Annotated in this window: 24 protein-coding genes; all 24 read right to left on the reverse strand. The window is 54.6% G+C overall.

Going from position 1 to position 24,418, the window contains the following annotated elements:
• Window positions 1-92 precede the first annotated feature (92 nt).
• Window positions 93-356, reverse strand: a complete 264-nt coding sequence (locus tag KHA84_RS09790; protein WP_213423336.1) for a YggT family protein — start codon at window positions 354-356, stop codon at window positions 93-95.
• 19 nt (window positions 357-375) lie between these two features.
• Window positions 376-852 carry a cell division protein SepF gene (locus KHA84_RS09795; protein WP_213423337.1) on the reverse strand — a complete coding sequence of 159 codons (477 nt, stop codon included), beginning with the start codon at window positions 850-852 and terminating at the stop codon, window positions 376-378.
• Window positions 849-1,538, reverse strand: a complete 690-nt coding sequence (locus KHA84_RS09800) for a YggS family pyridoxal phosphate-dependent enzyme (RefSeq protein WP_213423338.1) — start codon at window positions 1,536-1,538, stop codon at window positions 849-851. The genes KHA84_RS09795 and KHA84_RS09800 overlap by 4 nt, the downstream gene beginning before the upstream one ends.
• Window positions 1,539-1,618: 80 nt before the next feature.
• Window positions 1,619-1,858, reverse strand: coding sequence for a PRC-barrel domain-containing protein (locus KHA84_RS09805; protein ID WP_213423339.1), 240 nt, complete (start codon window positions 1,856-1,858; stop codon window positions 1,619-1,621).
• A 215-nt stretch (window positions 1,859-2,073) separates the two neighbouring features.
• Complete coding sequence (gene sigG / locus KHA84_RS09810; RefSeq protein ID WP_213423340.1) at window positions 2,074-2,880, reverse strand: RNA polymerase sporulation sigma factor SigG; 807 nt, start codon at window positions 2,878-2,880, stop codon at window positions 2,074-2,076.
• A 97-nt stretch (window positions 2,881-2,977) separates the two neighbouring features.
• Entirely contained in the window at window positions 2,978-3,685 is a 708-nt protein-coding gene (gene sigE / locus KHA84_RS09815) for an RNA polymerase sporulation sigma factor SigE (protein WP_213423341.1), read from the reverse strand.
• Window positions 3,669-4,529: a sigma-E processing peptidase SpoIIGA gene (locus KHA84_RS09820; RefSeq protein ID WP_213423342.1), complete on the reverse strand. Its 861-nt coding sequence runs from the start codon at window positions 4,527-4,529 to the stop codon at window positions 3,669-3,671. The genes sigE and KHA84_RS09820 overlap by 17 nt, the downstream gene beginning before the upstream one ends.
• A gap of 202 nt (window positions 4,530-4,731) precedes the next feature.
• Window positions 4,732-5,913 carry a cell division protein FtsZ gene (gene ftsZ / locus KHA84_RS09825; protein WP_213423343.1) on the reverse strand — a complete coding sequence of 394 codons (1,182 nt, stop codon included), beginning with the start codon at window positions 5,911-5,913 and terminating at the stop codon, window positions 4,732-4,734.
• Window positions 5,914-5,949: 36 nt separating this feature from the next.
• Window positions 5,950-7,224 carry a cell division protein FtsA gene (ftsA, locus tag KHA84_RS09830; RefSeq protein WP_213423344.1) on the reverse strand — a complete coding sequence of 425 codons (1,275 nt, stop codon included), beginning with the start codon at window positions 7,222-7,224 and terminating at the stop codon, window positions 5,950-5,952.
• 186 nt (window positions 7,225-7,410) lie between these two features.
• Entirely contained in the window at window positions 7,411-8,223 is an 813-nt protein-coding gene (locus tag KHA84_RS09835) for a cell division protein FtsQ/DivIB (RefSeq protein WP_213423345.1), read from the reverse strand.
• Between the two features lie 15 nt (window positions 8,224-8,238).
• Entirely contained in the window at window positions 8,239-9,330 is a 1,092-nt protein-coding gene (locus KHA84_RS09840; RefSeq protein ID WP_213423346.1) for an FtsW/RodA/SpoVE family cell cycle protein, read from the reverse strand.
• A 36-nt stretch (window positions 9,331-9,366) separates the two neighbouring features.
• Window positions 9,367-10,710: a UDP-N-acetylmuramoyl-L-alanine--D-glutamate ligase gene (gene murD, locus KHA84_RS09845; protein ID WP_213423347.1), complete on the reverse strand. Its 1,344-nt coding sequence runs from the start codon at window positions 10,708-10,710 to the stop codon at window positions 9,367-9,369.
• 1 nt (window position 10,711) lies between these two features.
• Window positions 10,712-11,683: a phospho-N-acetylmuramoyl-pentapeptide-transferase gene (gene mraY, locus KHA84_RS09850; RefSeq protein WP_213423348.1), complete on the reverse strand. Its 972-nt coding sequence runs from the start codon at window positions 11,681-11,683 to the stop codon at window positions 10,712-10,714.
• A 54-nt stretch (window positions 11,684-11,737) separates the two neighbouring features.
• Window positions 11,738-13,672 (reverse strand): penicillin-binding transpeptidase domain-containing protein, encoded by a 1,935-nt coding sequence (locus KHA84_RS09855; protein WP_473663079.1) that lies wholly within the window; start codon window positions 13,670-13,672, stop codon window positions 11,738-11,740.
• Window positions 13,673-13,734: 62 nt separating this feature from the next.
• Window positions 13,735-15,912, reverse strand: coding sequence for a penicillin-binding protein (locus KHA84_RS09860; RefSeq protein WP_236823221.1), 2,178 nt, complete (start codon window positions 15,910-15,912; stop codon window positions 13,735-13,737).
• A 35-nt stretch (window positions 15,913-15,947) separates the two neighbouring features.
• The gene (ftsL, locus tag KHA84_RS09865; protein WP_213423350.1) at window positions 15,948-16,331 is read right to left on the reverse strand and encodes a cell division protein FtsL; all 384 of its coding nucleotides are present in this window, start codon (window positions 16,329-16,331) and stop codon (window positions 15,948-15,950) included.
• Window positions 16,332-16,379: 48 nt separating this feature from the next.
• Window positions 16,380-17,315 carry a 16S rRNA (cytosine(1402)-N(4))-methyltransferase RsmH gene (gene rsmH, locus KHA84_RS09870; RefSeq protein ID WP_213423351.1) on the reverse strand — a complete coding sequence of 312 codons (936 nt, stop codon included), beginning with the start codon at window positions 17,313-17,315 and terminating at the stop codon, window positions 16,380-16,382.
• A 27-nt stretch (window positions 17,316-17,342) separates the two neighbouring features.
• A complete protein-coding gene (mraZ, locus tag KHA84_RS09875) occupies window positions 17,343-17,774 on the reverse strand; it encodes a division/cell wall cluster transcriptional repressor MraZ (RefSeq protein WP_213423352.1) in 432 nt (143 codons plus the stop codon).
• Between the two features lie 403 nt (window positions 17,775-18,177).
• Window positions 18,178-19,797 carry a bacillithiol biosynthesis cysteine-adding enzyme BshC gene (gene bshC / locus KHA84_RS09880; RefSeq protein ID WP_213423353.1) on the reverse strand — a complete coding sequence of 540 codons (1,620 nt, stop codon included), beginning with the start codon at window positions 19,795-19,797 and terminating at the stop codon, window positions 18,178-18,180.
• Window positions 19,798-19,871: 74 nt separating this feature from the next.
• On the reverse strand, window positions 19,872-20,264 hold the full coding sequence (locus tag KHA84_RS09885) for a DUF3397 family protein (RefSeq protein WP_213423354.1): 393 nt from the start codon (window positions 20,262-20,264) through the stop codon (window positions 19,872-19,874).
• Window positions 20,257-21,162 (reverse strand): ketopantoate reductase family protein, encoded by a 906-nt coding sequence (locus KHA84_RS09890; protein ID WP_213423355.1) that lies wholly within the window; start codon window positions 21,160-21,162, stop codon window positions 20,257-20,259. Before KHA84_RS09890 ends, KHA84_RS09885 begins: the two co-directional genes overlap by 8 nt.
• Window positions 21,163-21,223: 61 nt before the next feature.
• Complete coding sequence (locus tag KHA84_RS09895; protein ID WP_213423356.1) at window positions 21,224-22,765, reverse strand: acyl-CoA carboxylase subunit beta; 1,542 nt, start codon at window positions 22,763-22,765, stop codon at window positions 21,224-21,226.
• 35 nt (window positions 22,766-22,800) lie between these two features.
• On the reverse strand, window positions 22,801-23,013 hold the full coding sequence (locus KHA84_RS09900; protein ID WP_213423357.1) for a biotin/lipoyl-binding carrier protein: 213 nt from the start codon (window positions 23,011-23,013) through the stop codon (window positions 22,801-22,803).
• Between the two features lies 1 nt (window position 23,014).
• The gene (locus tag KHA84_RS09905) at window positions 23,015-24,370 is read right to left on the reverse strand and encodes an acetyl-CoA carboxylase biotin carboxylase subunit (RefSeq protein WP_213423358.1); all 1,356 of its coding nucleotides are present in this window, start codon (window positions 24,368-24,370) and stop codon (window positions 23,015-23,017) included.
• Window positions 24,371-24,418: the final 48 nt, after the last annotated feature.

Below are 24,418 nucleotides of genomic sequence, written 5' to 3' on the forward strand. Positions count from 1 at the left end.
GCCTCACCGAATCCCTCCGCATAGCGGCCGGGGATCCGGGAAGGCTCCCGGTATCCTATTTCTGAAGAGCGGAACCCAAACCAGGGAACCGGTCACGCGATCATACCAAAAACAGTATAGAGTCCCCGGACAATCAGATTCAGTGCAATCAGTGCAACAATCGGCGAAATGTCGATCATACCGATTGGCGGGATGATCTTCCGGAATATATCCAGGTAAGGCTCACAGATTTTGGCGAGGAGCCGGCCGATGGAAGTTTCCCTCGTGCTCGGCACCCAGGACATGAGTACGTAGATGACCAGCAGGATTGAATAGATCTGTGCTGCGTTGGCCAACAGATTGATAATTGCCCACATAAGACTTTATCTCATCCCATCATTCAAATTCGTCGTACAGATATTCGGAGATTTCCCCGGACAGTTCCACATTTTCCGGAATGCAGAGGAAGATGTCATGGCCAATGCGAGTGATGTCTCCGCCGAGCGCATAGACTGTGCCGCTCAGGAAATCGATGATCCGAGTGCCCGATCCGTGATCGATGCGCTGCAGATTGACGACAACCGTGCGTTTGTTTTTCAGGTGCTCCGCGATATCCTGGGCCTCAGCGTACACACGTGGCTCCGAGAGGATCATTTTGGAAGATTTCTTGATGCTCTGCAGGCTCACTACATTCGGGCCTTCCTGCGGTCGTTCCGGTGCCGGTTTGCGGCGGTCTTTCTGCCTCCAGTCCTGCTCAGCCTGCCGAGGCGGCTCCGGTCGCGGCGTCTGCGCGGGAGCCGGCTGTCTTTTTTCCTGCATTTCCTCTTCCTCCTCAAGATAGAAGAAGTTCTTGAACTTGTCCTTGAAGCTCATGAGCGTTCCCCGCTTTCATAGCCGACAATGGCGGTGCCGATCCGGACGAATGTCGCCCCTTCCTCGACCGCTATGCCGAAATCATTTGACATGCCCATTGACAGTTCTGTGCATGGCGCATGCGGGAGGCCGAGCGATGAAACTTCATCACGCAATTCCCGCAGGTCGCGGAATGTGCTGCGGATGACTGATTCATCCTCCGTATTCGGTGCCATCGTCATCAGGCCGATAACGCGGATTTTATCGTAGGCACCGAGCATTCGGATGAAATCGGCCGCTTCCTCAGGTGTGATCCCCGATTTGGAAGTTTCACCAGATACATTCACCTGGACAAAGCAGTCGACCGGATGTTCTGCCCGCTTCTGGATCTCTTTTGCAAGGCTGGCGCGATCCAGCGAATGAAGAAAATCAATCCGGTTGATGACATCCCTGACCTTCCGGCTCTGGAGAGAACCGATAAAATGCCAGCAGCCATCGGAACCGATTTCAGGCTGCTTCAAATCAAGGCCTTCCACACGGTTTTCGCCCAGGTGGCGGATTCCGGATTCGATCACTTCGCGGGCACGCTCCGGCCCGACCGACTTTGTCACGGCAACGATTGTGACATCTTCCGGGTTTCTCTCTGCACGCCTGCATGCTTCCATGATTTGTTGTTGTATATCGTTTAAACGTTCTGCTACAGTCAACAATTCAATTCCCACTTTTCTCTACGTTGCTTTCTACATTGTATCAAGGCGGGGTTGCTTTTTCAATGACTTCCCCATTCCTATTCTTTGGCCGCGTCATCGACGAGGACAACATCCTTGCCAATCACCATCACCCGTCGGAGCGGTATTTTTACTGGCGCCTCCCCGTTTCCGAAAAGGCGCATCTTTTCCATCCCGCCCACATGAAAATTCTCGATTGTCCCATCTTCAGTGGAGATTGTTGCATCGACCGCATAGCCGAGCTGACGGCCCCTTCCGGCCTCAATAAACTCTTTTTTCTGCAAATCGGAAAATTTCAAGGCAGACCCCTCCCGTACATCTTATGCAAAGTGAACCGTGAAATGAGCCCACTCTCCGCTCGCGAAGGGCCGGTTGTCCATTTCCCGGGAAAAGACAGCAGCTTTTGAACGAACGGCAGGCGATAAGTAATGTTAAAGACAAACGTAAAAAAATCCCGGTTCCGTCCATACTGAACAAAACCGGAATTTTCCTGGAATGCCGTATTACCCGTCGCTTACCTTTTCTTCTTTTCCTTGTCCTTTTCCTGGTCCAGGGTTTCACGGATGATTCCGATGGCATGTTTCTCAAGACGCGAGATTTGTGCCTGTGAAATTCCGAGTTCCTTTGCGATCTCTGTCTGGGTCTCGCCATAGTAGAAGCGCTTGGAAAGTATTTTCTGCTGTCGTGCGTCCATCTTCCGGACTGTCTCCTTGACCGAGACATAATTTAGCCAGCGGTCTTCGTTCACGAGTGTGTCCTGAAGCTGGTCCATCATCGTCACCGGATCGCCGCCGTCATGGTGAATCGGCTCATGCAGAGACAACGGATCCTGAATGGCATCCAAAGCGAACAGGATATCTTCTGAAGGAATCTCTGTCATCTTAGCAAGATCCTCAAGGGTCGGCTCTTTCAGCTGTTCATGAACAAACTGCTCTTTCGCTTTCATTGCTTTGTAGGCGATGTCGCGGAGCGAACGCGACACCCGCACCGGATGGTGGTCCCGGAGATGTCTCCGGATTTCTCCGATAATCATCGGAACTGCATAGGTGGAAAAGCGTACGTTATGCTTAAGGTCAAAATTATCAATGGATTTCAGGAGACCGATGCAGCCTACCTGGAACAGATCATCCGCCTGCTCTCCTCTGTAGGCGAATCGCTGTACGATGCTCAGGACGAGCCGTAGATTACAGATCACCAGTTCATCTTTGGCAGACTGGTCACCCGCCTGCATCCGTTTGAATGTTTCACGCATGTCTTCATGGGACAGGAGAGGGAGCTTCGATGTGTCGATTCCGCAAATCTCCACTTTCATGTTGGACATCTCATCATCCTCCGGACATTTGACTTTTCTCTGTTTCCCTACAGTCTGTCCGGAGGCCGGTGTCCTATTCCATGAGGACCCTCGCCAATTTCATCCATCAGCTGACCGGGTGGTTCAAGAGTCCCCTCAGATCACTGATAATCTTCTTTTCAAGCCTTGAAATATAAGACTGGGAAATGCCCAGGTGGTCCGCGACTTCCTTTTGTGTCATTTCTTCTTTGCCACCCAGCGCAAAGCGGCATTCCATGATATAGCGCTCCCGGTCATTTAGCCGGGAAATGGCCTCGACAACATGCTGGCGTTCAATTTTCCGCTCGACGTCATCGGTGATGATGTCCTCATCTGTCCCAAGAATATCGGATAAAAGCAGTTCATTGCCGTCCGCATCCGAATTCAGCGGCTCATCAAACGAAACTTCCGACTTCATGCGGCTTGTCTTCCTGAGGTGCATGAGTATTTCGTTCTCGATGCAGCGTGACGCGTAAGTCGCGAGCTTGATTTTTTTCTCCGTGTCAAAGGTTTCAATTGCTTTGATCAGGCCGATGGCGCCGATGCTGATCAGATCTTCTATATGTGTGTTTGTATTCTCGAAACGGCGGGCGATGTACACAACGAGCCTCAGATTCTTTTCGATCAGCCGGTCACGGGCTTCCCGGTCGCCTTCCATGAACCTCCGCAGCGTTTCTTGTTCTTCTTCCTTAGTGAGCGGAACCGGAAGGGATTCATGGCCTCCGATATAGTATGTCCCATCTTTCTTGATGGTCTGGAGAAGTACCGCAATCCATTTCTTAAGACCTGTCAGCATCTGTCGATCCCCTTTCCTTAAGATGTATGAGGGAGGAGCGGTGGAGGATGGCATCGGCACCAAGAGGATACTCGGCATCGTTCTCGGTAAGTACGAAGTATCCGCTGATCCGGGCATTTTCCGTACCGCCAATGGTCCAACTGCCGGCTCTGAATCCGATAGCCCACGTGCTTCCGCCGACCGTCCTGAGCCGGATCGGACGGATTTGGCCCCGGACTTCCGGCGGAAAAACGGACAAATCCGGGACGCCTTCTCGCGGCAGGTTTTCCACTGCCGTGCGGATTTCTTTCGGCAGGTGTTCTTTTACAGACCGGTAAGCAATAAAATGGACCGGAGCACCGGACAGGGGCTCCGTGCAGGCGTTGCCGGAATCCGCAAATGCCGAAATCGGGATTCTGCTGCCGAACACTTCAAGCTCAGTTTCCACCCGGTAATCCGCCGCGGCAGAATCTTCTTCGGCGCCCCGCCATCTCACGGCAAGCATATGGAGGCCTCCGGAGGCAAACAGACATGACGTAAAGACAGCTGCAGTCCCTCCGAGTCCGAACTCCGACGGATTGACGACCGTCAGAAGGCCTCCGGCGAACAGGGCTGCCGTCAGTGTCGCACCCGCCCCTTTTAGTGCTGCATTCCGATGTAGGCCGAAAGCGATCAGGATCATCGCCAGAAAAGCCGCTGCCGTCGGAACGATAGCCCCGCCGAATAATACGACCGGACACGCTCCCGCAACCGCGGCACCCAGAAGCCGCCACTTGCCGGCCGGCCGCCGGCATACCTTGTCCGCAAATGAAAGTATGAGATAATTGAATGCCGAATTCACCGCAATCGCCACTTCTCCGTACATGGCTCCCCCTCCCTTGTCCATACCGTATCACGCCCCGTCTGCAGGCACTGTCGGAATCCGGAGGGTCACACCTGAAAATTCGGACAGGACCCGACAGAATCAGGGGGAGTTCCACTGCTGGGGAATCTGCAACCGAAGACATGCAAAAAAGCCCTTTTCGCATCTCTGCGAAAAGGGCTTTAGGATATTGTCGTTTTCCGTATTATCTTCTCCTGCGGTTGCGCAGGAATGTCGGGACATCCAATGTTTCTTCCTGGTGTTGCTGGCTCTGACGCTGCGGAGCTTCCTGCTGGAAGTGGCCGCCCTGTTCTTCCCGGTCACGGTAGTCGTTCCTGGAAGGCGCTGGCTGCTGAGGACGGTCTTGCCGGACTGGCTGCTGGGCGCGGCCGGCACTGAAGCCGCCCGCCCGAGTGGTGCGCTGGTTCAGCTGCTCTTCTGTAAATCCGGTTGCGATGACCGTCACGATAATCTCGTCCTTCAGATTGTCGTTGATGACGGAGCCGAAAATCATATTGACTTCTTCATCGGAAGCGCTGGCAACGATATCGGCTGCTTCCTGAACTTCAAACAGGCTAAGGTTCGAGCCGCCTGTGATATTCATCAGAACACCTTTGGCACCATCAATCGAAGTTTCAAGCAGCGGGCTGGAGATGGCCTTCTTGGCAGCCTCGGATGCCCGGTTTTCACCCGATGAAACCCCGATCCCCATCAATGCAGAGCCTTTGTTCTGCATGATTGTCTTCACGTCAGCGAAGTCGAGGTTGATGAGGCCCGGTACTGCAATCAGGTCGGAAATGCCCGAAACACCCTGCCTCAGGACATTGTCCGCCTCCCGGAACGCCTCAAGCATCGGTGTGTTTTTGTCAACGATTTCAAGCAGGCGATCGTTCGGGATGACGATCAGTGTATCAACTGATTCCTTCATGGCCGCGATGCCGCCGATGGCCTGCGTTGCACGTTTGCGGCCTTCGAATGTGAACGGACGGGTCACAACGCCCACCGTCAGTGCGCCGAGGTCTTTGGCCACCTGGGCGATAACAGGTGCTGCCCCCGTACCGGTGCCGCCTCCCATTCCTGCGGTGACGAACACCATATCTGCTCCGCGGAGTGCTTCCTCGATCTGTTCTTTACTTTCTTCAGCGGCTTTTTTCCCCACTTCGGGATTTGCGCCTGCACCAAGTCCGCGTGTCAGCTTTTCACCGATCTGGAGCGTCACTTCCGCCTGGGACAGCTTGAGTGCCTGGGCGTCCGTGTTGACTGCGATGAATTCCACGCCCTGTACGCCGTGTTCAATCATCCGGTTAACTGCGTTATTGCCGCCGCCGCCTACGCCGATGACTTTGATGACGGCGAGCGCATCAATATTAGTATCAAATTCCAGCATGGTTTCTCCTCCTATGGATGTACGGGTGACTTCCGGTCAATCAAAGAACTTATCAAATATTTTTTTCATCCGGCTGACGACTTTTTCCTGGCCGTCTTTGCCGCGCGGCTCTTTCTTCTTTGCGGGAGCCGGTGCTGCCGTCTCCATCGCTTCGCCGAACGGGGATTCCCCCCGCTGGCCGAAGAATTCGTCTTCCATGCGGGCATAGCGGATGAGGCCGACCGCAGTGGAGTACCTTGGCTCACGGACACCGATAAACTCCGGCACGTAGGTCCGGACACGGGTCTGGAGAACTTCCCTTGCAAGCTGCGGAAGACCTTCAAGCTTTGCCGTGCCGCCGGTCAGGACGATCCCGCCCGGCAAGTCCCGGATGTCCATCCGGTACAGCTCGTCCAGCACCATCTCGAACAACTCCTCGAGACGGACGCCGATGATTTCGGAAATATACTTCTGGCTGTATTGGTCTTTTGTCTCCATGCCTGCAACAGGCACTTCGAACAATTCATCCTCGGAAGCATCATCATAATAGGCGTGGCCGTACTGGTGCTTGATCTGCTCCGCCTGCTCGGTCGTCGTTTTCAGAACGATCGACAGGTCTTTTGTCACATGGTCGCCGCCCACAGGGATGACGCCCGCCGAAACGAGGCGGCCGTCACCGAATACAGCAACCGTTGTCGAACCGCCGCCGATATCGACATAGGCGGTCCCGTGGTTTTTTTCATCCTCTGACAGGGCAAAGTATCCGGCCGCGAGCGGCTGCAGATAAATCTCCCGGATCTGGAGGCCGGCCCGCTCAACACAGCGGAGAATATTGTGGAGAAGCGTTCGTGACGTCGTCACGAGCGTTGCGTCCATCTCAAGACGGACACCGATCATGCCGCGCGGATCCTTGATCTCATCGAGGTCATCGACGATGAACTGCTGCGGGATGATGTTGATGAGCTCCCGCTCCGCCGGAATCATCACTTCCGCGGATCTCATGACCCGGTCGAGGTCATCGTCCGTAATTTCGCGGTTTTCGCTGTTCACCGCCACGACGCCCTTCACCTGCTGAAGCATGACCTGATTGGCCGGGATTCCCAGAACAACCTCCCGGATCGACATCCCGATCATCCGCTCGGCCTGTTCAACTGCCTTCCGGATGGACTGGACAGTTGCATCTATATCTACAATGGCACCCTTCCGGATGCCTTCCGATTTTACATTTCCGACTCCGATTACGTGCAGCGAACGATCCGTCATTTCCCCGATCAGCACTTTAACGGAGGAGGAACCGATGTCGAGTGAAACATACATATCGGCCTGACTCACGGATGGCACCTCCTTCTGATCCTCTTAACAATCATTCTATTTCATTCTCAAGTCAATGTTAAGTATATTCGTGAATTATGTTGAAAATCCTTCAATTCCCGCTCCCTCTATACTTTAAACGCAAAAGGGATGTTCTAGCAACTTATTGCAAGTGATGGACCCTAACAGTTGGCGGCTTCCGGAAAATCATGGAATATTGATTTCCTGTTCATCCGGTTCCCCTTCTGCAGTTTCTCCCTCTTCGTCATCACTCTGTTTTTCTCCATCTCCATAGATTTTTTCATAGCTTGTAAAGAATACCCCTGCCTCCAGGTCGATGACGCCTTTTCCCTCTTCTGTAAGCTGTGCGACAATCGACGGGTAGTACTCCATTTTTTCAGCAAATCCGGAAATGACGCCCCGGACTTCATAACCGTCTGTCATGAAAGCCGTGATGGAACCGTCACCGGAGTATTTTAATTCCGAGATGAGGGAGGTGATGGACACGGGAAGCTTTTCCAGCTCTTTCACCATCTTCCTCAACTGCCCGGCCTCGTCGAATTCCGCAAGAATCGGGGCGGACGGCGGTGCACCGGACAACTGGGCGAAGACCGATCCATCTGCCAGTACGGGCTGGAAACCAGAATCCCGCTGAATGATAGCCACGGTTTCAAACTCGTCCACCCGTATGACCACATCACGAAAGTCTTTTCTGATGACTTCTGCTTGTTCAACGCCTTCCAGGCCTGTTACCGACTGCTCAACTTCTCCTGCGCTAAATCCCCAAAGTGCGTCCCCTGACCGGATTCCGGAGGCCCGGATGTATTCCTCTTCGCTTTGGAGGCCCGCACCTTCCACCCGGATTTCCCTGACTTTGCTCAGCGGCGACTGGAAATAAAGCAGAACCGCCAGAAGCAGGAGGAACAGGACGAGCAGAAACAGGAAGTTCCTGTTCGTCCTTCGTCTCCTCTTTTCTTTGAGGGATGGGATGCGGTCTTCGATATCGATTACTTTATCCAAACGGAAGGCCTCCTTTCAGCCTTTTCCCCCACCAGATCCGAATCTCAGAATGAGGGCAGCCGCAATCCAGGCGGCAAGCAAAGATGATCCGCCGTAGCTGATGAACGGCAGGGTGACGCCTGTCACGGGCAAAAGTCCCGTCACGACTCCGATATTGAGGAAAGACTGGAAACCGAGCATGGCCGCCATCCCGGACACCATCTGAAGCGAAAACGGATCCCGCTGGCGGGCAGCGAGCCCGAATGCCGCGGCGGTCAGCAACAGGAAGAGTAGAATCACTGCAGAGGCACCGATAAATCCTATTTCCTCTGCGATGATGGCAAAGATGAAATCGTTCTGGGGCTCCGGCAGGTAAAGGTATTTTTGCCTGCTCTGGCCGTAGCCGTAACCGAGCAAACCGGCAGGCCCCACCGCGAGAAGGGATTGGATGCCCTGGAATCCGCTTCCCAGCGGGTCGCTCCACGGATCAAGGAAAGCTTTGATCCGGTCAAGCCGGTACGGGGCTGCCGCAATGAGCGCCGCGATGCCGGCCGCTCCGGCTGCTCCAAGCCCGAAAAAGAATTTCAGCGGATAGCCGGCAATCAGAAGCACACAGAATGCAGAGACCGTCATGATCATCATCGAGCCGAAGTCCGGCTGAAGCATGATCAGCCCTGCCGGCAGCAGGATCACCGCAAGATGGGAGAGCCTGAACACTTTACGGCCCCGCTGCTCACCCAGCATGGAGGCAAGCTTGCCGATCACGGCAATCTTCGTAAATTCTGCTGGCTGAAGGCTGATCGGCCCCAGCGCGATCCAGCTTTGTGAACCATTGCGCACCGCTCCGATTCCCGGTATCAGCACGCCCACCAGAAGAATAATAGACAGAATGTAGACGGCATTCCAGAACTTTTTGTTCCCAATTCCTCTGAATCGCAGGATAAATGCAGCCGCGGCCAGTGCCACAGCAAGATAAACCGTCTGCTTAAGGGCGAAAGGGAGGGAACCTTCATAGTGGATTTCCCCCCAGTAAGATCCCGCAGAGTGGACAAATAAGATTCCCAGAAGACTGAGCGCTGCAGCAGCGGAGGCAAACAGGATCAGGAGCTTCTTTTCCAGTGCATGCATCCTTCCTTGTTATGGATCGGCTAACCTCGCCGGGTGCTAAAGCTTCCGGACAGCCTCGATGAAGCGGTCACCCCGGACCTCAAAGCTTTCGTATTGGTCCCAGCTCGCGCAGGCCGGCGACAGCAGGATCGTATCCCCTTCCCTTGATGCGCGGGCTGCTATTTCAGTCGCCTGCTCGATGTCGGTAGCATCATGGATGCCCGCGACACCACACGATTCGGCGAATTCACGGAGCCGGCCGGCCGTTTCCCCAAAAATGACAATGTCTCGGACACGATCCATGAACGGGCGCAGCTCCTCGAACGAGTGACCCCGGTCCAGTCCCCCGGCAAGAAGGACGACAGGACCGCCAAATGCTTCAAGCGCGCTTTTTGTCGCAAGGGTGTTGGTCGCCTTTGAGTCATTGTAGAATCTGCGTTTTTTCCATTCCCGGATAAACTGTGTTCTGTGCCGGACCCCCGAGAAGGAGGAGAGAACGTCTTTCACTGCTTCCAGCGGGCTGCCGTATGTAAGGGCTGCAGCCGTCGCCGACAGGATGTTCTCCAGATTATGGCGCCCCGGCAGCAATATAGCGGAACGTTCAAGCAACTTCTCGCCGTACCAGTATACCGCTTCCCCGTCTGCGCTGATGCCCTCATCCGTGCGGCCGGCAAGCGTAAACGGGATTTTCCTTGCGTGTGATCTTTTGGCGTAGTCCGTCACAGCCTTCTGGTCAGCATTATAAATCAGTACGTCTTCCGGCATCTGGTTGCGGGTAATATTGAATTTCGCTTCGCCATATTCTCCGAAAGTCCCGTGGTAATCGATATGTGCCTCGTAGAGGTTCGTCCATATTGCGATTTTGGGCCGGAACCGGTCCGTACCCATCAGCTGGAACGAAGACAGTTCGATGACGATGGCCTGATCCGGCCCCGCCTCTGCAGCAACCAGGCATGACGGCGTGCCGATGTTCCCTGCGATCAGCGGATCCTTGCCGCCGATGTTAAGCATGTGATAAAGGAGCGTGGTGGTGGTCGTCTTTCCATTGGATCCGGTGACGCCGAGCAGCGGTGCTTCGCTGATCAGATACGCCAGCTCCACTTCGGTCCAGACCGGGATACCTGCCTCCACCGCCTGCGAGACGACCGGATGGTCATATCGGATACCCGGGTTTTTGACGACATAGTCAAATCCCCTGTCAAGGAGGTTCTCCGGGTGACCGCCGAGAATCACCTCGACGCCCAACTCACGGAGAGGGGCAGCCTCCGGATCTTCTCTTCTGGCATCATTCACTGTCACATCGGCGCCAAGCCGGCTCAGGAGCCGTGCAGCGGCCGAACCACTTTTGGCAAGCCCCAGCACAAGTACGCGGCGGCCTTCAAATTGGTGTATCGGTTTCATATCAGATCACCTCCGGCAATACCGCGATCAGTGCAGCGGCAAGTGCTGCAGTCCAGAACACGATGACGACTTTCCATTCAGACCATCCCGACAATTCGAAGTGGTGATGGATCGGGCTCATCTTAAAGATTCGCTTTCCGGTCGTCTTGAACGAAATCACCTGCAAAATGACGGACAGCGTCTCAATGACAAAAACGATTCCTACAAGAAGTAAAAGAAGTTCCTGTTTCATCAGGACAGACAGCATGGCCAAGATGCCGCCAAGGGCCAATGAGCCGGTATCCCCCATGAAAATCTTTGCCGGATTGGCATTAAATAGAAGGAATCCGAGAAGCGCTCCTGTCACGGAAAATGCGACCAGCGACAAGTCTTCCTGGCCATAAACCAGCCCCAGCACCCCGAATGCCGCAAAAGCGATCGAAGAGGTGCCTGCCACAAGTCCGTCGAGGCCGTCCGTCAGATTGACCGCATTTGAAAACCCGACCAGCCAGAAGATGAGGAACAGGACATAAAACGGTCCCAGGTCAATTTCGAGAGAAGTAAACGGCAGACCGACTGTTGTCTCAAACGGCCCAAGACGGAGCAAAAGGTAAGAGACAACAGCGATGACGATTTGGCCGATCAGCTTCTGCAGAGATGTCAGCCCAAGGTTGCGCTTCAGGACGACCTTAATAAAGTCATCCAGGAAGCCGATCAGTCCGAACCCAGCAAGCACGAGCAGCAGGACGACTGTCTGAGTGGTCAGCAGGCCATTCATCCAGCCGAGAGCGACTGCGGTCGTGACGATGGAGAGGATAAAAATGATCCCCCCCATTGTCGGAGTTCCGGCTTTTTTCTGGTGCGCCTGCGGGCCTTCCTCCCGGATGCTCTGGCCGAACTTCAGCCTTCTGAGCATCGGGATCAGCGGCAGCGCTAGAAGCGCAGATATGATAAAGGCGATCGCAATGATCGTGATGGTCGTGGCGAGTGTCATGTATTCTCGTTCTCCTTTTAAAAACGGCGGTACCTGTTCAGGCACCTCTTATCGTTAATCTTTTTCGTCCGGCGCGGCATAAAGGTGTAGCGTGCCCGATTCCTCCATGAGCGTCCCCGGCTCCGGCAGCTGCCGGACGACGGTTCCGCCTTCTGCTCCGTGCCATTCCAGTTTCACAGTGTACAGCATCTGCCTGATTTCGTCATATGTTTTTCCGGTCAGATCAGGAACACGGAGCTGGACAGGGTCGCCCCAGCGGTATTCCCGCTCCAGCTGCCCTTTTCTCGGCCCGATACCACGTACGGCCGCTACATCGCCGATGATTCTGCCGACGATCGGCGCCGATATCGTGCCGCCGAACTGGACTTCGTTTTTCGGGCTGTCCACTGCTACATAGACGATTACATCCGGGTCGTCCGCCGGAGCAAAACCGATAAAGGATACGATGTAATCGCCCTCCTTGTACCGGCCATCCTCCACTTTTTGTGCAGTGCCTGTTTTCCCTGCGACCCGCAGTCCGTCGACGAACGCGTTCCGTCCGGACCCGTTGGCGACGACTGATTCCAGTGATTCACGCACTTGCTTGGACGTTTCTTCGCTGATTACCCGCCGTTTTTCCTCCGGTCCGATCTCTTTGATTGCCTTGCCCGTTTCGGGATCCAGCACACGGCTGACGACGTAGGGTTTCATGATCCGCCCGCCGTTGATGGTTGCCGCTACCGCCTGTACCTGCTGGATCGGCGTGACGGAGATTCCCTGGCCGAATGAGGTCGTCGCATGTTCCACCGGCCCAAATGCTTCTTCTGAAAACAGGATCCCGGAAGCCTCGCCGGCAATGCCGGATCCGGTGGTGGCGCCAAAACCGAAGTCCCGGATGTATTGCATGAGCTTTTCTTTCCCCACCCGCTGGCCGAGTTCGATGAACCCCGGGTTGCAGGAGTTCTCAACGACTTCAAGGAATGTCTGGGAACCATGTCCCTCGCGCTTCCAGCATCGGAGGCGGGCCCCTTCCACGAGGGCGTAGCCCGGATCATGGAAATGATCTTCCTCTAGGTCCACTTTCCCCTCTTCAAGCGCCGCTGCCAGGGTGATGATCTTGAATGTCGAACCCGGCTCGAACGTCATCCACACCGGCAGATTCCGGTTAAAGATGGATGGTTCTACCGAGGAGTAATCTGACGGATCAAAGTTCGGTGTGGACGCAAGGGCGAGAATCTCGCCCGTGTCCGGATCCATGACGATCGAGAGTGCCTGTGCGGCATCATACTTGAGCATGGCCTGTTCAAGTTCCCGCTCCACGATTTCCTGGATGCGGACATCGATCGTCAGCTCTACATCGGCACCACCAGCACCTTCTACCCATCCGTCACCGACATGGGGCAACGGATTGCCTTTGGCATCGGTAAACAGCCGTACTTTCTCACCCTTACCCGTCAGTGTGCTTTCATAGGCATACTCTATTCCCGCAAGTCCCTGGTTGTCATAGCCGGTGAAACCGACAAGCCGGGATAGCATATCGCCATATGGATAATCCCGCACATAGTCGACGCCGGTATAGAGGCCCGGGATCCCCATTTTCCCGATCTTGACAGCTGTTTCATACGGGATGTTTTTGCCTTCCGGTGCGAGTTTAATGATAGACGCTCTTTTCGACATTTGCTCTTCCAATTTCTTCGGGTCCGCATCGATCAGAGGGGCAAGTTCTTTTGCTGCGCCGGCGATATCCCGGTTCTGGGATGGCATGAAGTAAAGCGTGGGCGCAATGCGGTTGCCGATGATGCGTTTGCCGTTCCGGTCAAGGATCTCTCCTCTCTTTCCGGCAAACGGAAGCTCCCGGTCCCAGTTTTCCATCGCCTTCTCGGTCAGTTCGGCGTTGCGGACAATCTGGACGTGGAAGAGTTTTGCGAGTAATGCGGCAAACAGGACGGCGAGGACAAGAAAGGCCAGCCGGAGCCGTTTTCTCATCCGGGCTTCGATAAAGCGTCGCACATTTTCCCCACCTTACGTTTTTCTTACAACGTATGACAGGCCTGCCGGCGCTATTCAGCTGCCTAGTCCAGCGGCAGTTGCTCTTCCTCCGGAATCTCTTCTTTTTCGGACGTGATGACTTCTTGTTCCGGGGTCACCAGCTGGATGACCACCGGAGTCGCAGAATCAACGGGTGAATCCGGCGAGACGCTCTGTGACACGGCATACCCTTCACCGCTCAGCTCAACAGTGGCTCCGGTCATGGATGCATAGGCCAGTATCGTCCGCTTCGGCCAGCCGGTAAAGTCCGGAATGACCGGCTCGCCTCCTGTCTGGAGCAGGACGATGCTATCCGGAAGGACTGGAGCCTCTTTAACGGGGAACTGGGCGGTGACTTCCCCGCCGCTCCCCGCTATCACGGCCCGGATGCCATTTTCCTCAAGCTCTTTGGAGGCAGATTCGGCAGTCTGACCTGAAAAATCAGGAAGGCTGTATGCTTTGCCCGTCTCCTGCTCCACGTCCGGACGGATGTTCAGGTGCTTCAGGCTATTTTCCATGACCGGCTTAAAGATTTTTGAAACCGGAACCGCACCGTACTCTCCAGCAGGAATCTTCGGCCTGTGGACATTCACGTATACAATCAGTTGAGGGTCATCCGCAGGCGCCATGCCAAGGAAACCGTACATCAGATTGTTTGGCCCCTTCAGGTAACCGCCCTTGCCGCTCGGAATCTGGGCGGTCGCCGTCTTTCCGGCAACCGAATAATCATTCAGCCGGAAGATTTTCCCTGTGCCATTCTCTGATGTGACAGTCGACTCCATCATTTCCAGTACGGCTTCCGCTGTTTCGGCGGAAATCGGACTGGACTTTTCCTCCGGCTGACCTTCGCGAAGCACTTTTCCTGTGTTCGGATCTTTGATTTCCTGGATCATATAGGGCTTCATCATCGTTCCGCCGTTCGCGATCGCTGAAGCGGCCTGCACCATCTGAATCGGCGTGACGGTCATTCCTTGCCCGTATGATGTCGTAAGCCGCTCGACCGGACCGACATCATTCAGGCTGCCGGTGGCTTCACCGGGAAGGTCGATGCCGGTCTTTTGGCCGAAACCGAAGTCCCGATAATGTTTCATCATCGCTTCCCCGCCCATCCGTTCAAGGAGATAAGCCATCGATACGTTTGAAGAACGCTGGAAGCCCTCCCTGAAGGAGATCCAACCCCAGCCGTTTTTATTATGGTCATAAATGGTCGTGTCGTAGATCGAGTAGCTGCCTGACTTAAAGTAATCGTCCGGCTTCCAGACGCCTTCCTCGATTGCAGCAGCGAGAGTGAATATTTTCATCGTCGATCCCGGTTCTACCGTGTACTGGACCGCCTCGTTCAGCCAGTTGGACGACAGCCCTTCCCTCGTCTCGGGATCGAATGTCGGCCGCTGGCTCATCGCAAGGATCTCGCCTGTCTCAGGATTGGCTACAATGACCGACATCCGCTCGGGAGAGTACTCTTTCTCCACCTGATTCATGGAATCTTCGACAAAGTTTTGAATTGTCTTGTCCAGGGTCAGCTTGATGTCGGCCCCGTCTTCGGGAGGGGTTACCTGCTTTTCGGCACCAGGCAGCAAGTACCCCCATGTATCACTTTCATAGGCCATCTTCCCGTCCTTGCCTGTGAGCAGGTCATCAAACGTCTTCTCAAGTCCCATTTGGCCGACTGTCTTCACAGTACCGTCTTTTTGCTCCATCTTCTGGGCGAAGCCGATCAGGTGAGACGCAAACCGGCCATTCGGATAAAAACGCTTTTTGTCCTTTACGAACTGGATGCCCGGGAGTTCGAGTGCTTCAATCTTTTTCATCTTGTCGTGGCTTAAATCACGTCCCGCCGGACCAAATTCCACCTGGAAGACATCGGGATCATCCTGGCGATTCAGCCGATCCAGGATTTCTTCCTCTGACATCTCGATATGTTCGGCAAGGGCTCGTGCTGTCTTTTCCCGGTCGACAACATGGAGCCATTTATCATTCTTGACGTCTTTGCTGGCTTTCTCGGAGAGGACCGCAATCAGCTTATAGCTCACGGTATCCTCTGCGATGGGATCTCCCGAGCGGTCGACAATCTTGCCGCGGTCGGCACTCAGAACCTGTTCCCGTTCATACTTTGCATGGGCCATTGCCCGGAGCGGCTGGCCTTCAGCTTCGCCGGTCACCTGAATGTAAAGGAATCTTGAGAATAAAAGGAAAAAGAGCCCTCCATAGACGCAAAACATCAGGAAGGCTCCCCATTGGAAACGAAACTTCTTTTTCATTGCCCAGGCACGACCTTCACGTTTTTCTCATTGAGCGACAGGCCGAGCTCGCGGGCTTTGCCCCAGATGCGCTCGTAGGTCGATTTTTCGCTCACTTGTATGGACAAATCATGATTTTGCTTGGCCGTTTCCGTAATATCGGACTGGATCAGCTGGATTTCCTTGTTCACCTCGTTGAGGGACGACTGCGCCTGGAGAAGGATAACCGCGAACATGGCCACAGCAGCAACAAACGCCACGAATAGCGTTTTCTCGCCTTTTGTGAACCATTTTTTTCTGTGTTTCGGTTGTTTCTCCGGCTCCTGCGCGGGTGCCGGTACACGGGTGATCTCGGGTTCCTGTATGTATGCATGGTCAAACTTGCGTGCTTCAAGCGCCATTTACTAGTCCCCCTAGAATTGTTTTTTCTCGTTTTCTGTATACGAGTATTATCTCTGTTTTTCTGCGATTCTGAGTTTTGCCGAGTGGGAACGATTATTGTTCTCCAGCTCCTCTTCGGAAGGCAGGATCGGCTTTCTGGTAATCAGTTTCAGTTCAGGTTCCATGCCTTCGGGAATCACCGGCAAGTTTGGAGGCAGTTCAGGAAGTGAAGAGGCTTCCTTGAACATTGTCTTGACGAGCCGGTCCTCCAGCGAGTGGAATGTGATGACACTGATCCGGCCGTCCTTTTTCAAAAGCCGGATTGCATCCTGCAGCGATTCTTCCGCCGCCCCAAGTTCATCGTTGACGGCAATCCGGATGGCCTGGAAAATCCGCTTGGCGGGATGCCCGCCTTTTCTCCTTGCTGCAGCAGGGATGCCCGCCTTGATCAGTTCCACAAGTTCGAAGGTTGTCCGGATCGGACGTTCCTTCCTTGCTTCTTCGATTTTCCTGGCAATCTGCTTGGAAAATTTCTCTTCGCCGTAGCGATAGAAAATGCGGACCAGGTCCCCGTATGCCCATTCGTTGACGATTTCAAAGGCACTGAGCGAAGCGCTTTGGTCCATTCTCATGTCAAGCGGTGCGTCATAGCGGTAGCTGAAGCCCCGTTCCGGCGTATCGAATTGGGGTGAGGAAACGCCCAGATCATAGAGCACACCGTCAACACCGGTGATGCCCAACTTTCCGAGTTCTTCCTCCAGGTACCGGAAGTTCGATCTGACGAATGTAATCTTGTCCAAGTGATCCGCCAGGCGCTCACGCGCATGTCGGATGGCGGTTTCATCCTGATCAAAACAGATGAGTCGACCGCCCTCCCCAAGTTGCTGCACAAGATATTCACTATGGCCGCCGCCGCCGAGTGTGCAGTCGACATAGAGGCCGTCCGGCCGGACATTCAGTCCGTCGACTGTCTCTTTCAGCAGCACGGTCACATGATCGAACATGTCCGTTCCCTTCTTTCATCGGTTGGTTTAAATATCAAAGTCAATGAGGTTTTCAGCAATTTCGTTAAAGGAGTCTTCCGATTCCTCGAAATAGCCTTCCCAGGCTTCCCTGGCCCAGATTTCAATCCGGCTGGAAACCCCGAGTACGACGCAATCCTTCTCGAGGCCGGCATAACTCAAAAGGTTCGCAGGTAAATTGACGCGTCCCTGCTTATCAAGTTCCACCTCGGTTGCCCCGGAGAAGAAGAAGCGGGTGAATGCGCGGGCATCTTTTTTGGTGACCGGCAACGCTTTAAGCTTTTCTTCAAGACGTTTCCACTCGTCCATGGTGTAAGCGAACAGGCATTTATCCAATCCGCGGGTGACGACGAATCCGCCGTCCAGATCATCGCGGAACTTCGCCGGAATGATCAGCCGGCCTTTTGTATCAACCGTATGCTGATATTCGCCCATGAACATGTGTCTTCACCCCACATCGTAAACTTAATGTACCACATCCCCCCACTTTCCTCCACCCGTTTTTGCAAATCTCTTATATTACAATTTGGTAACGGAAACTGTGGGTCTTCCTGTCCCGATTTCCAGGTGGCAACGCCTGTAATGCCGGACAAAAACCACACTTTCGAACTTTTGGCCCTCCCCAACTCGCCTCTCCTGTCCAATGTGCTTCTTCCTCTCTCCCACTCCCTTTAAAAAGCAGTTTGTCCGTTCCGGTCTTTGTTATATACCGGACAAACAAAAACACCGCCCATTTAGGGCGGTGCCAGACTGTAGAGTGTATGGTTCGGTTCAATTTCTTCCGGGTCCGATTTATCTACACACAGCCATTAAGAACGGTGCGAAGTGGTTCATCTGGAAAGTGTCAGAGGCGGACCAGGTAATGGTCTCCCGGTTGTACGCTCATTTTTGCTGCAAGGTCGGAGATGAAATCAGGGCCGTATTCGTTCATGTACTGGAAAGGAGAGTATTTCCGCTCCTGAAACCCGCCTTCCGGCAACAATTCCGCTTGAAGCCGGTCGTATCGGCGAATCGCCGTTTCATGTTTGAGAAGAACCGATTCGTGAATTTTCTCCCGCAGGTAGTTGAACTGGCGCTCATGGAACCCCATGTTTTTTATGATCAGTTCCTGGATGTCCCGGCCCCCGGATACCGAGGAAGAAGAAAGTTCCCGGTATCCGGCATTCAGCTGTTCTTCCATTCGGTCGATCTGACCGGCCGCTTCCCTGTCGCTCACCCGCTCGATGTACGACTGCTTTTCCACCTCTGCCATGCCGGCCAGTACGTCTCCGGCATTCAGGCCGGTTTCCTCAAGGAAGCTTGCGGCCAGGCGGCTGATGAATGTCAGCGACTGCCGCGGAACGACGACCGGCATCAAGATGCCCATTTCCCGGAACGCCGGGCGCAACAGTGACCAATAGGCGATTTCTCCGGGACCTCCGACAAATGCCAACACGGGAATGACCAAGTCTTGCATGACCGGCCGGGTCACGACATTATTGCTTAGCCGCTCAGGATGCGTGAGGGCAATTGCTGCCAGTTCATCTTCTGAAAATGAGAATCCCGCCGGCCCGTTGACAAATCGCCCGTCTTCGCGCCTGAGGAGGAACCGTTCTCCGGAATCCACGTAAAACAGATGGGCATCCTGCTCTTCCGCACCGAGCGGACGGTTAAAACCGTCACGTCCGAAGCGTTCTTCCGTTTCTGTCACCCCGGCCGCAATGGCCGGAGATTGGCGGACCATGGTCTCGAAATGCGGTGCCTCAAGCCGTCTTAGCTCCGGATCGGCCGCGTCGAGCAGCAACAGCCCCTCATCACTGAACAACCGGGACATAAGCGCCGCAAAAAAAGAGGTATAGGTCGAGTTGCCCTCAAGGCAGCCAAGGACTGTTCCAAGCAGGCTTTCTGTATGTGCTGTCTCCCCATAATCACGGAACACGCCGCGGATATACATTTCCATGTCAGCGGTGTTAAATACTGTCTCGGATGCCATTGTCTTTGCTCCGAACGGGACCGGGAATTGCCGTTTTACCGGACGTTCGTCCGATATTGCATAGACATGGTTGATCTCCAGCAAGTCATGGTCTTCACCGGCAATCCAGAAAACCGGAACAACAGGCGTGCCTAGCTTCTCGCGGAGCCGGCGCGCCTCCACGACGACGGACAGTGCCTTGTTTACCGAGTACAGCGGGCCGGTCAGAAGCCCCGCCTGCTGTCCCCCTACAACTGCGGGCGCCCCTTCTTCAAGTTCGCGCAGATGAGTTTCCGCTTTCTCTGACAGCCCGGCGGTGTTTCCCATGAATTTTCGGATCACCCGGGTAAGCCCTGCCCGGTCAAAAGGCCGGTTTTGCAATTCCTGAAGCCTGTTCAAATAACCGGCGTAATCCGTCGGATAGTCAAAATATGTATGGATAAAATCCGGATCGTTTAAATAGGCGTCCATAACTTTCCCCGCCGGCCGGATGTCCAGTCGTTCAAATTCCATGTCGAAAACCCCATTTGTATTCAATAATCGAATCCGATTATAGCATTCCCTTTCTGCCGAATGAAAAATTCAGCTCATCTTCCAATATAATCGGCAATCATGACCCCGGTCCCGATAACCGATGCCGCCAGGTAGGCTGCCGAGAGAATCAGAAAAAGCAGACGCCAGATTTTCCGCAGCAGCGGGCCGATCTCGAAATCACGCCCGCTCATACGTTCCCGATAGGTCATGTAAAGCGCAAACACGATCACCGCCATGGCCAGGTAGAATCCCGTCTGATAACCGGTAAAAGCTGCCACCACTGCCGGCACGGCGGGCAAGAGCAGAAAGGTCGTGCAATCTGCGGCCCTGCTGAAACCTTTTGACGGATCCCGATACAGCCGGGTGAACACTGTGAACAATACTATGAATGCAGCAGCAGGGAACGCAATCAGAAATCCCGCCGCAGCAAAGAAGAAGTCAGCCATGTCTGACTCCCCTCCTTTCCAGTGAACGGACGAGGTCATTCAGTGCGGCCAATATCGGAAGGGACGCACAGCGCTCTCGGGCAAGAGCAATCACACCGCCCATGATTGAATCGGCTTCCGTCTTTCTGCCCGCCATAAGATCGGCCAGCATCGAAGAGGTGTTGTCCGCTGTTTTCCGGCAGAGAGCGAACGCCTCCTCCAGCGTGACCTCGCCTGCAATCTCCGGAAATGCCCCAGCAAGTTCCTCATGCAGCCGGCCAAGCAGTGCGCGAAGGTCGGGGTCTTCCGTTAACACCCCGTTTCTGACACCGGCAACAGCCGTCACCGGGTTAATCAGACAGTTTTTCAATGCCTTTATCATGAGAAGATGCTCCGGCCCCTCTTCTGCACGGATAATAGGGAAAGTCGAAGAATGGGCGCCAAGAAGCGGCTGAAAAGGGGTGAAGTCACCGGCAGCAGGCGAAATCCGGAGTGGACCCGTCCCGGTATGCTCAACCGAACGGAGACCGGTTTTCCTGGAACCATGCTCGACCGTTCCGAATGCAACCGGCCTATCCCTGAAGCGGGAGGACAAAGACAAATGCGACACGCCGTTCTGGAGAAATAACAGCGGTGCTTCCCCAGGTTTTCCGGTGAGTTCCTCCAGAAATGCCTCCAGGTCATATGACTTCATGGCCAATATGGTCATGCCGCCCTCTGCGGCGGCATCGGAATTTGCCGTAGCCCTTACCCTGAAGACTTTCTGTTCACACGCCGCTGACAGCAAGATGCCACCATCCCGGATAGCATCCGCCTGCTCTGCAGTCCTCGTGACCATCCGGACGTCAAACCCGGCTTCAGCCAGACGGGCGCCAACCAGCATCCCGATCGCTCCGGCTCCAGCTACATTGATCTTCATCGCCAATCTCCTTCCCCCAATGAAAAGGCCCGCCGATAGGGCAGGCCTTGTTGCAGTCCTATTATACCGGATTGACCGGGTGCTTGCGAAGAGGCGGCACGACTTCTTTCGTGGCATAAATGCTGTACCTGGATGCCAGTTCCGAACGGAGGCTTTCAGGAGAAACAATATCATCGATGATCATCTCGGATGCCAGCTTATAGATATCGATCTGTTCCTTGTACTCCTCGCGTTTTTCCTGAATGAACTGGATCCGCTCTTTCGGATCCTCGATGGCTTGGATCTTATTCGAGTAGACGGCATTGACCGCGGCCTCAGGACCCATGACGGCAATTTGTGCCGACGGCAGCGCGATGCAGGCATCCGGCTCAAAAGCAGGGCCGGCCATTGCATACAGTCCGGCGCCGTACGCCTTTCGGACGATGACGGAAATCTTCGGCACCGTCGCGGAACTCATCGCGGAGATGAGCTTGGCACCGTGCCGGATGATGCCCGCACGCTCAACTTTTGTTCCGATCATGAAGCCCGGTACGTCAGCCAGGAACAAAAGCGGGATCGAGAATGCGTCACAGAGCGAGATGAACTTCGCACCTTTGTCTGCCGAGTCGACAAACAGCACGCCGCCCTTTACTTTCGGCTGGTTGGCAATGATGCCGACCGGCCGGCCTTCAATGCGCGCTAGCCCGGTGATCAGCTCCGGTGCGAACAATTTCTTGATCTCGAAGAAGCTGTCTTCATCGATCAGTCTGTCGATCGCCTCATACATATCGAACGGGGCGTTCTGGTTTTCAGGGATGATTTCCCCGAGCGGCCGTCCTTCGGAGGCTGGCACAGGTGATTTGATTTCTGGTTTTTCCGAGTAGTTGGACGGGAAAAAGTCCAGATAAGCTTTAGCGGCCTGGATCGCTTCCTGTTCATCCGCCGCAAGCCAGTCACCGCATCCGCTTACCGTACAGTGCATGCGCGCCCCGCCCATCTCCTCCAGCGACACCTTTTCCCCGATCACTTCCGCAGCCATCCTTGGGGAACCGAGATACATCGAGGCATTCCCATCCACCATGATGACGATATCACAGAAAGCAGGAATATAGGCACCGCCTGCTGCAGACGGCCCGAACAGAATGCAGACCTGCGGAATGACACCGGATAGGCGAACCTGGTTGTGGAAGATCCGCCCCGCCCCCCTGCGGTTCGGGAACATGTCCAACTGGTCCGTGATCCGCGCTCCTGCCGAGTCGACAAGATAAAGCAGCGGAACCTTCAGCTGTTCCGCCGTTTCCTGGATGCGGATGATCTTTTCTACCGTACGCGCCCCCCACGAACCGGCCTTCACCGTCGAGTCGTTGGCCATGACACAGACGGTCTTCCCCCCGACCTTTCCTGTGGCAGTCACGACTCCGTCCGCCGGCAGGTCGCCGGCCTCAATGTTCGCAAACCGGGCATCTTCCGTGTACTCCCCTTCGTCAAAAAGCAGCTTGAGACGGTCCCTCACAAAGAGTTTGCCCTGCTCCTTCAGCTTCTCATGATACTTCGGATGTCCCCCTGCAAAAATCTGCTCCAGTGACTTTTCAAGACGTTCGTGATCGTTTGTTTTCACTGTCATACCACTTCCCCCTCCCTTGGCTGCAAGACAGCCGATTATTCAAATGTGAGGATGGTGTCCCCTTCATTGATGAAATCACCGATGCTGACGCGAACTTCCTTGACCTTGCCGCCCTTTTCGGCTTCGACCGGGATCTCCATCTTCATCGATTCGAGCACGACGACCGTCTGTCCTGCCGTCACTTCATCCCCCGCATTTACATCAACGGTAAAAACCGTACCTGCCATTGTTGATTTCAGTTCATTCATATTAGACTTCCTCCTTTTTCCTGGCTTGCCAACCGGCAAGCACCTGGGTTGTATAGTTGCCTTCCGCAAATTCTTCGGACCCGGCAAAAGATGCGAAAAGCGGAATGTTCGTCCGGACACCCGCGGCATGCGCCTCGCCGAAAAATTGCTCCGACCGGCGGATCGCTTCTTCGCGCGAACTGCCGCTGATGATCACCTTTGCAATCATCGGGTCATAGAACGGCGTGACCGTATCGCCCTCCGTATATCCACGGTCGATCCGCACTCCTTCTCCCTCCGGCAAGACAAGCTGTGTGATCTTGCCCGGTGACGGAAGAAACTTTTCCGGGTCCTCCGCATAGATCCGGTATTCAATCGCATGGCCGGCGGATTTAATCTTTTCCTGGTCCTTCACAGGCAGTTCCCTGCCGGAAGCCACCTCAATCTGCCACTCGACCAGGTCAAATCCGGTTACCGCTTCCGTCACCGGATGTTCCACCTGAAGCCGTGTATTCATTTCAAGGAAATAAAACTCATGATCCGGCCCGACGATGAACTCGACTGTGCCGGCATTCGTATAGCCTACTGCTTTCCCCGCTTCCACCGCCGCACTGAGCATCCGCGCTTTCGCCTGTTCGGGGAATGCGGGTGACGGAGACTCTTCAATGACTTTCTGATTGCGGCGCTGTACAGAGCAGTTGCGTTCAAACAGATGAACGACATTGCCGTGGCTGTCGCCGAAAATCTGCACCTCGATATGTCGGGCATCATCGATGAACTTCTCGATAAATACCCGGTCATCCCCGAAGTAGGACATGGCGCGTTTTTTTACTCCTTCGAAATTTCGACTGAGCGCTTGCTCATTTTCACAGCGGACCATACCGATTCCGCCGCCGCCGGCACTCGCTTTCATCATGACCGGGTAGCCAATTTGATCCGCCGCTTGCAGCGCTTCTTCCAGCGTCGCAACGCCTTCCTCGGTTCCCGGCACGACCGGAACGCCCGCATGAATCATGGCGCGTCTGGCTTCGATCTTATCCCCCATTTTCTCGATCACACCAGCCGCAGGGCCGATAAACGACAGACCTGCCGCCTGCACTTTTCTTGCGAACGATGCATTTTCCGACAGCAGACCGTAACCGGGATGGACGGCATCCGCGCCTTCCCTCTTGGCAAGGGCGATGATTTCATCGCCCTTCAGGTAAGACTGGGGAACAGGGCCAGGCCCGATTTCAAATGACTCATCCGCTTCCTGTACAAAAGGCAGACCGGAATCAGCCTCTGAATGGACGGCAATGGTGCGGATGCCGAGCTTCCGGCAGGTCCTGATGATACGTGACGCGATTTCCCCCCGGTTCGCGATAAGAATCTTTTCCATGCGGATCCCCCCTATTGAATTGACAAACTATTTTAAACCCCTTCATTA

Origin of the sequence: Bhargavaea massiliensis (genome assembly GCF_018390575.1) — a bacterium.
GTDB lineage: Bacteria > Bacillota > Bacilli > Bacillales_A > Planococcaceae > Bhargavaea > Bhargavaea massiliensis.

Coding starts and splice junctions, on each gene's coding strand:
- KHA84_RS09890 (WP_213423355.1), bottom strand. CDS start 21,162: ATGAAGATCAATGTAGCTGGAGCCGGAGCGATCGGGATGCTGGTTGGC.
- KHA84_RS09905 (WP_213423358.1), bottom strand. CDS start 24,370: ATGGAAAAGATTCTTATCGCGAACCGGGGGGAAATCGCGTCACGTATC.
- murD (WP_213423347.1), bottom strand. CDS start 10,710: ATGAAACCGATACACCAATTTGAAGGCCGCCGCGTACTTGTGCTGGGG.
- mraY (WP_213423348.1), bottom strand. CDS start 11,683: ATGACACTCGCCACGACCATCACGATCATTGCGATCGCCTTTATCATA.
- KHA84_RS09895 (WP_213423356.1), bottom strand. CDS start 22,765: ATGACAGTGAAAACAAACGATCACGAACGTCTTGAAAAGTCACTGGAG.
- KHA84_RS09795 (WP_213423337.1), bottom strand. CDS start 852: ATGAGCTTCAAGGACAAGTTCAAGAACTTCTTCTATCTTGAGGAGGAA.
- KHA84_RS09790 (WP_213423336.1), bottom strand. CDS start 356: ATGTGGGCAATTATCAATCTGTTGGCCAACGCAGCACAGATCTATTCA.
- KHA84_RS09900 (WP_213423357.1), bottom strand. CDS start 23,013: ATGAATGAACTGAAATCAACAATGGCAGGTACGGTTTTTACCGTTGAT.
- bshC (WP_213423353.1), bottom strand. CDS start 19,797: ATGGAATTTGAACGACTGGACATCCGGCCGGCGGGGAAAGTTATGGAC.
- ftsL (WP_213423350.1), bottom strand. CDS start 16,331: ATGGCGCTTGAAGCACGCAAGTTTGACCATGCATACATACAGGAACCC.
- KHA84_RS09860 (WP_236823221.1), bottom strand. CDS start 15,912: ATGTTTTGCGTCTATGGAGGGCTCTTTTTCCTTTTATTCTCAAGATTC.
- KHA84_RS09820 (WP_213423342.1), bottom strand. CDS start 4,529: ATGTACGGAGAAGTGGCGATTGCGGTGAATTCGGCATTCAATTATCTC.
- ftsZ (WP_213423343.1), bottom strand. CDS start 5,913: ATGCTGGAATTTGATACTAATATTGATGCGCTCGCCGTCATCAAAGTC.
- rsmH (WP_213423351.1), bottom strand. CDS start 17,315: ATGTTCGATCATGTGACCGTGCTGCTGAAAGAGACAGTCGACGGACTG.
- sigG (WP_213423340.1), bottom strand. CDS start 2,880: ATGTCCAACATGAAAGTGGAGATTTGCGGAATCGACACATCGAAGCTC.
- sigE (WP_213423341.1), bottom strand. CDS start 3,685: ATGCTGACAGGTCTTAAGAAATGGATTGCGGTACTTCTCCAGACCATC.
- mraZ (WP_213423352.1), bottom strand. CDS start 17,774: ATGTTCATGGGCGAATATCAGCATACGGTTGATACAAAAGGCCGGCTG.
- KHA84_RS09885 (WP_213423354.1), bottom strand. CDS start 20,264: ATGGCTGACTTCTTCTTTGCTGCGGCGGGATTTCTGATTGCGTTCCCT.
- KHA84_RS09840 (WP_213423346.1), bottom strand. CDS start 9,330: ATGCATGCACTGGAAAAGAAGCTCCTGATCCTGTTTGCCTCCGCTGCT.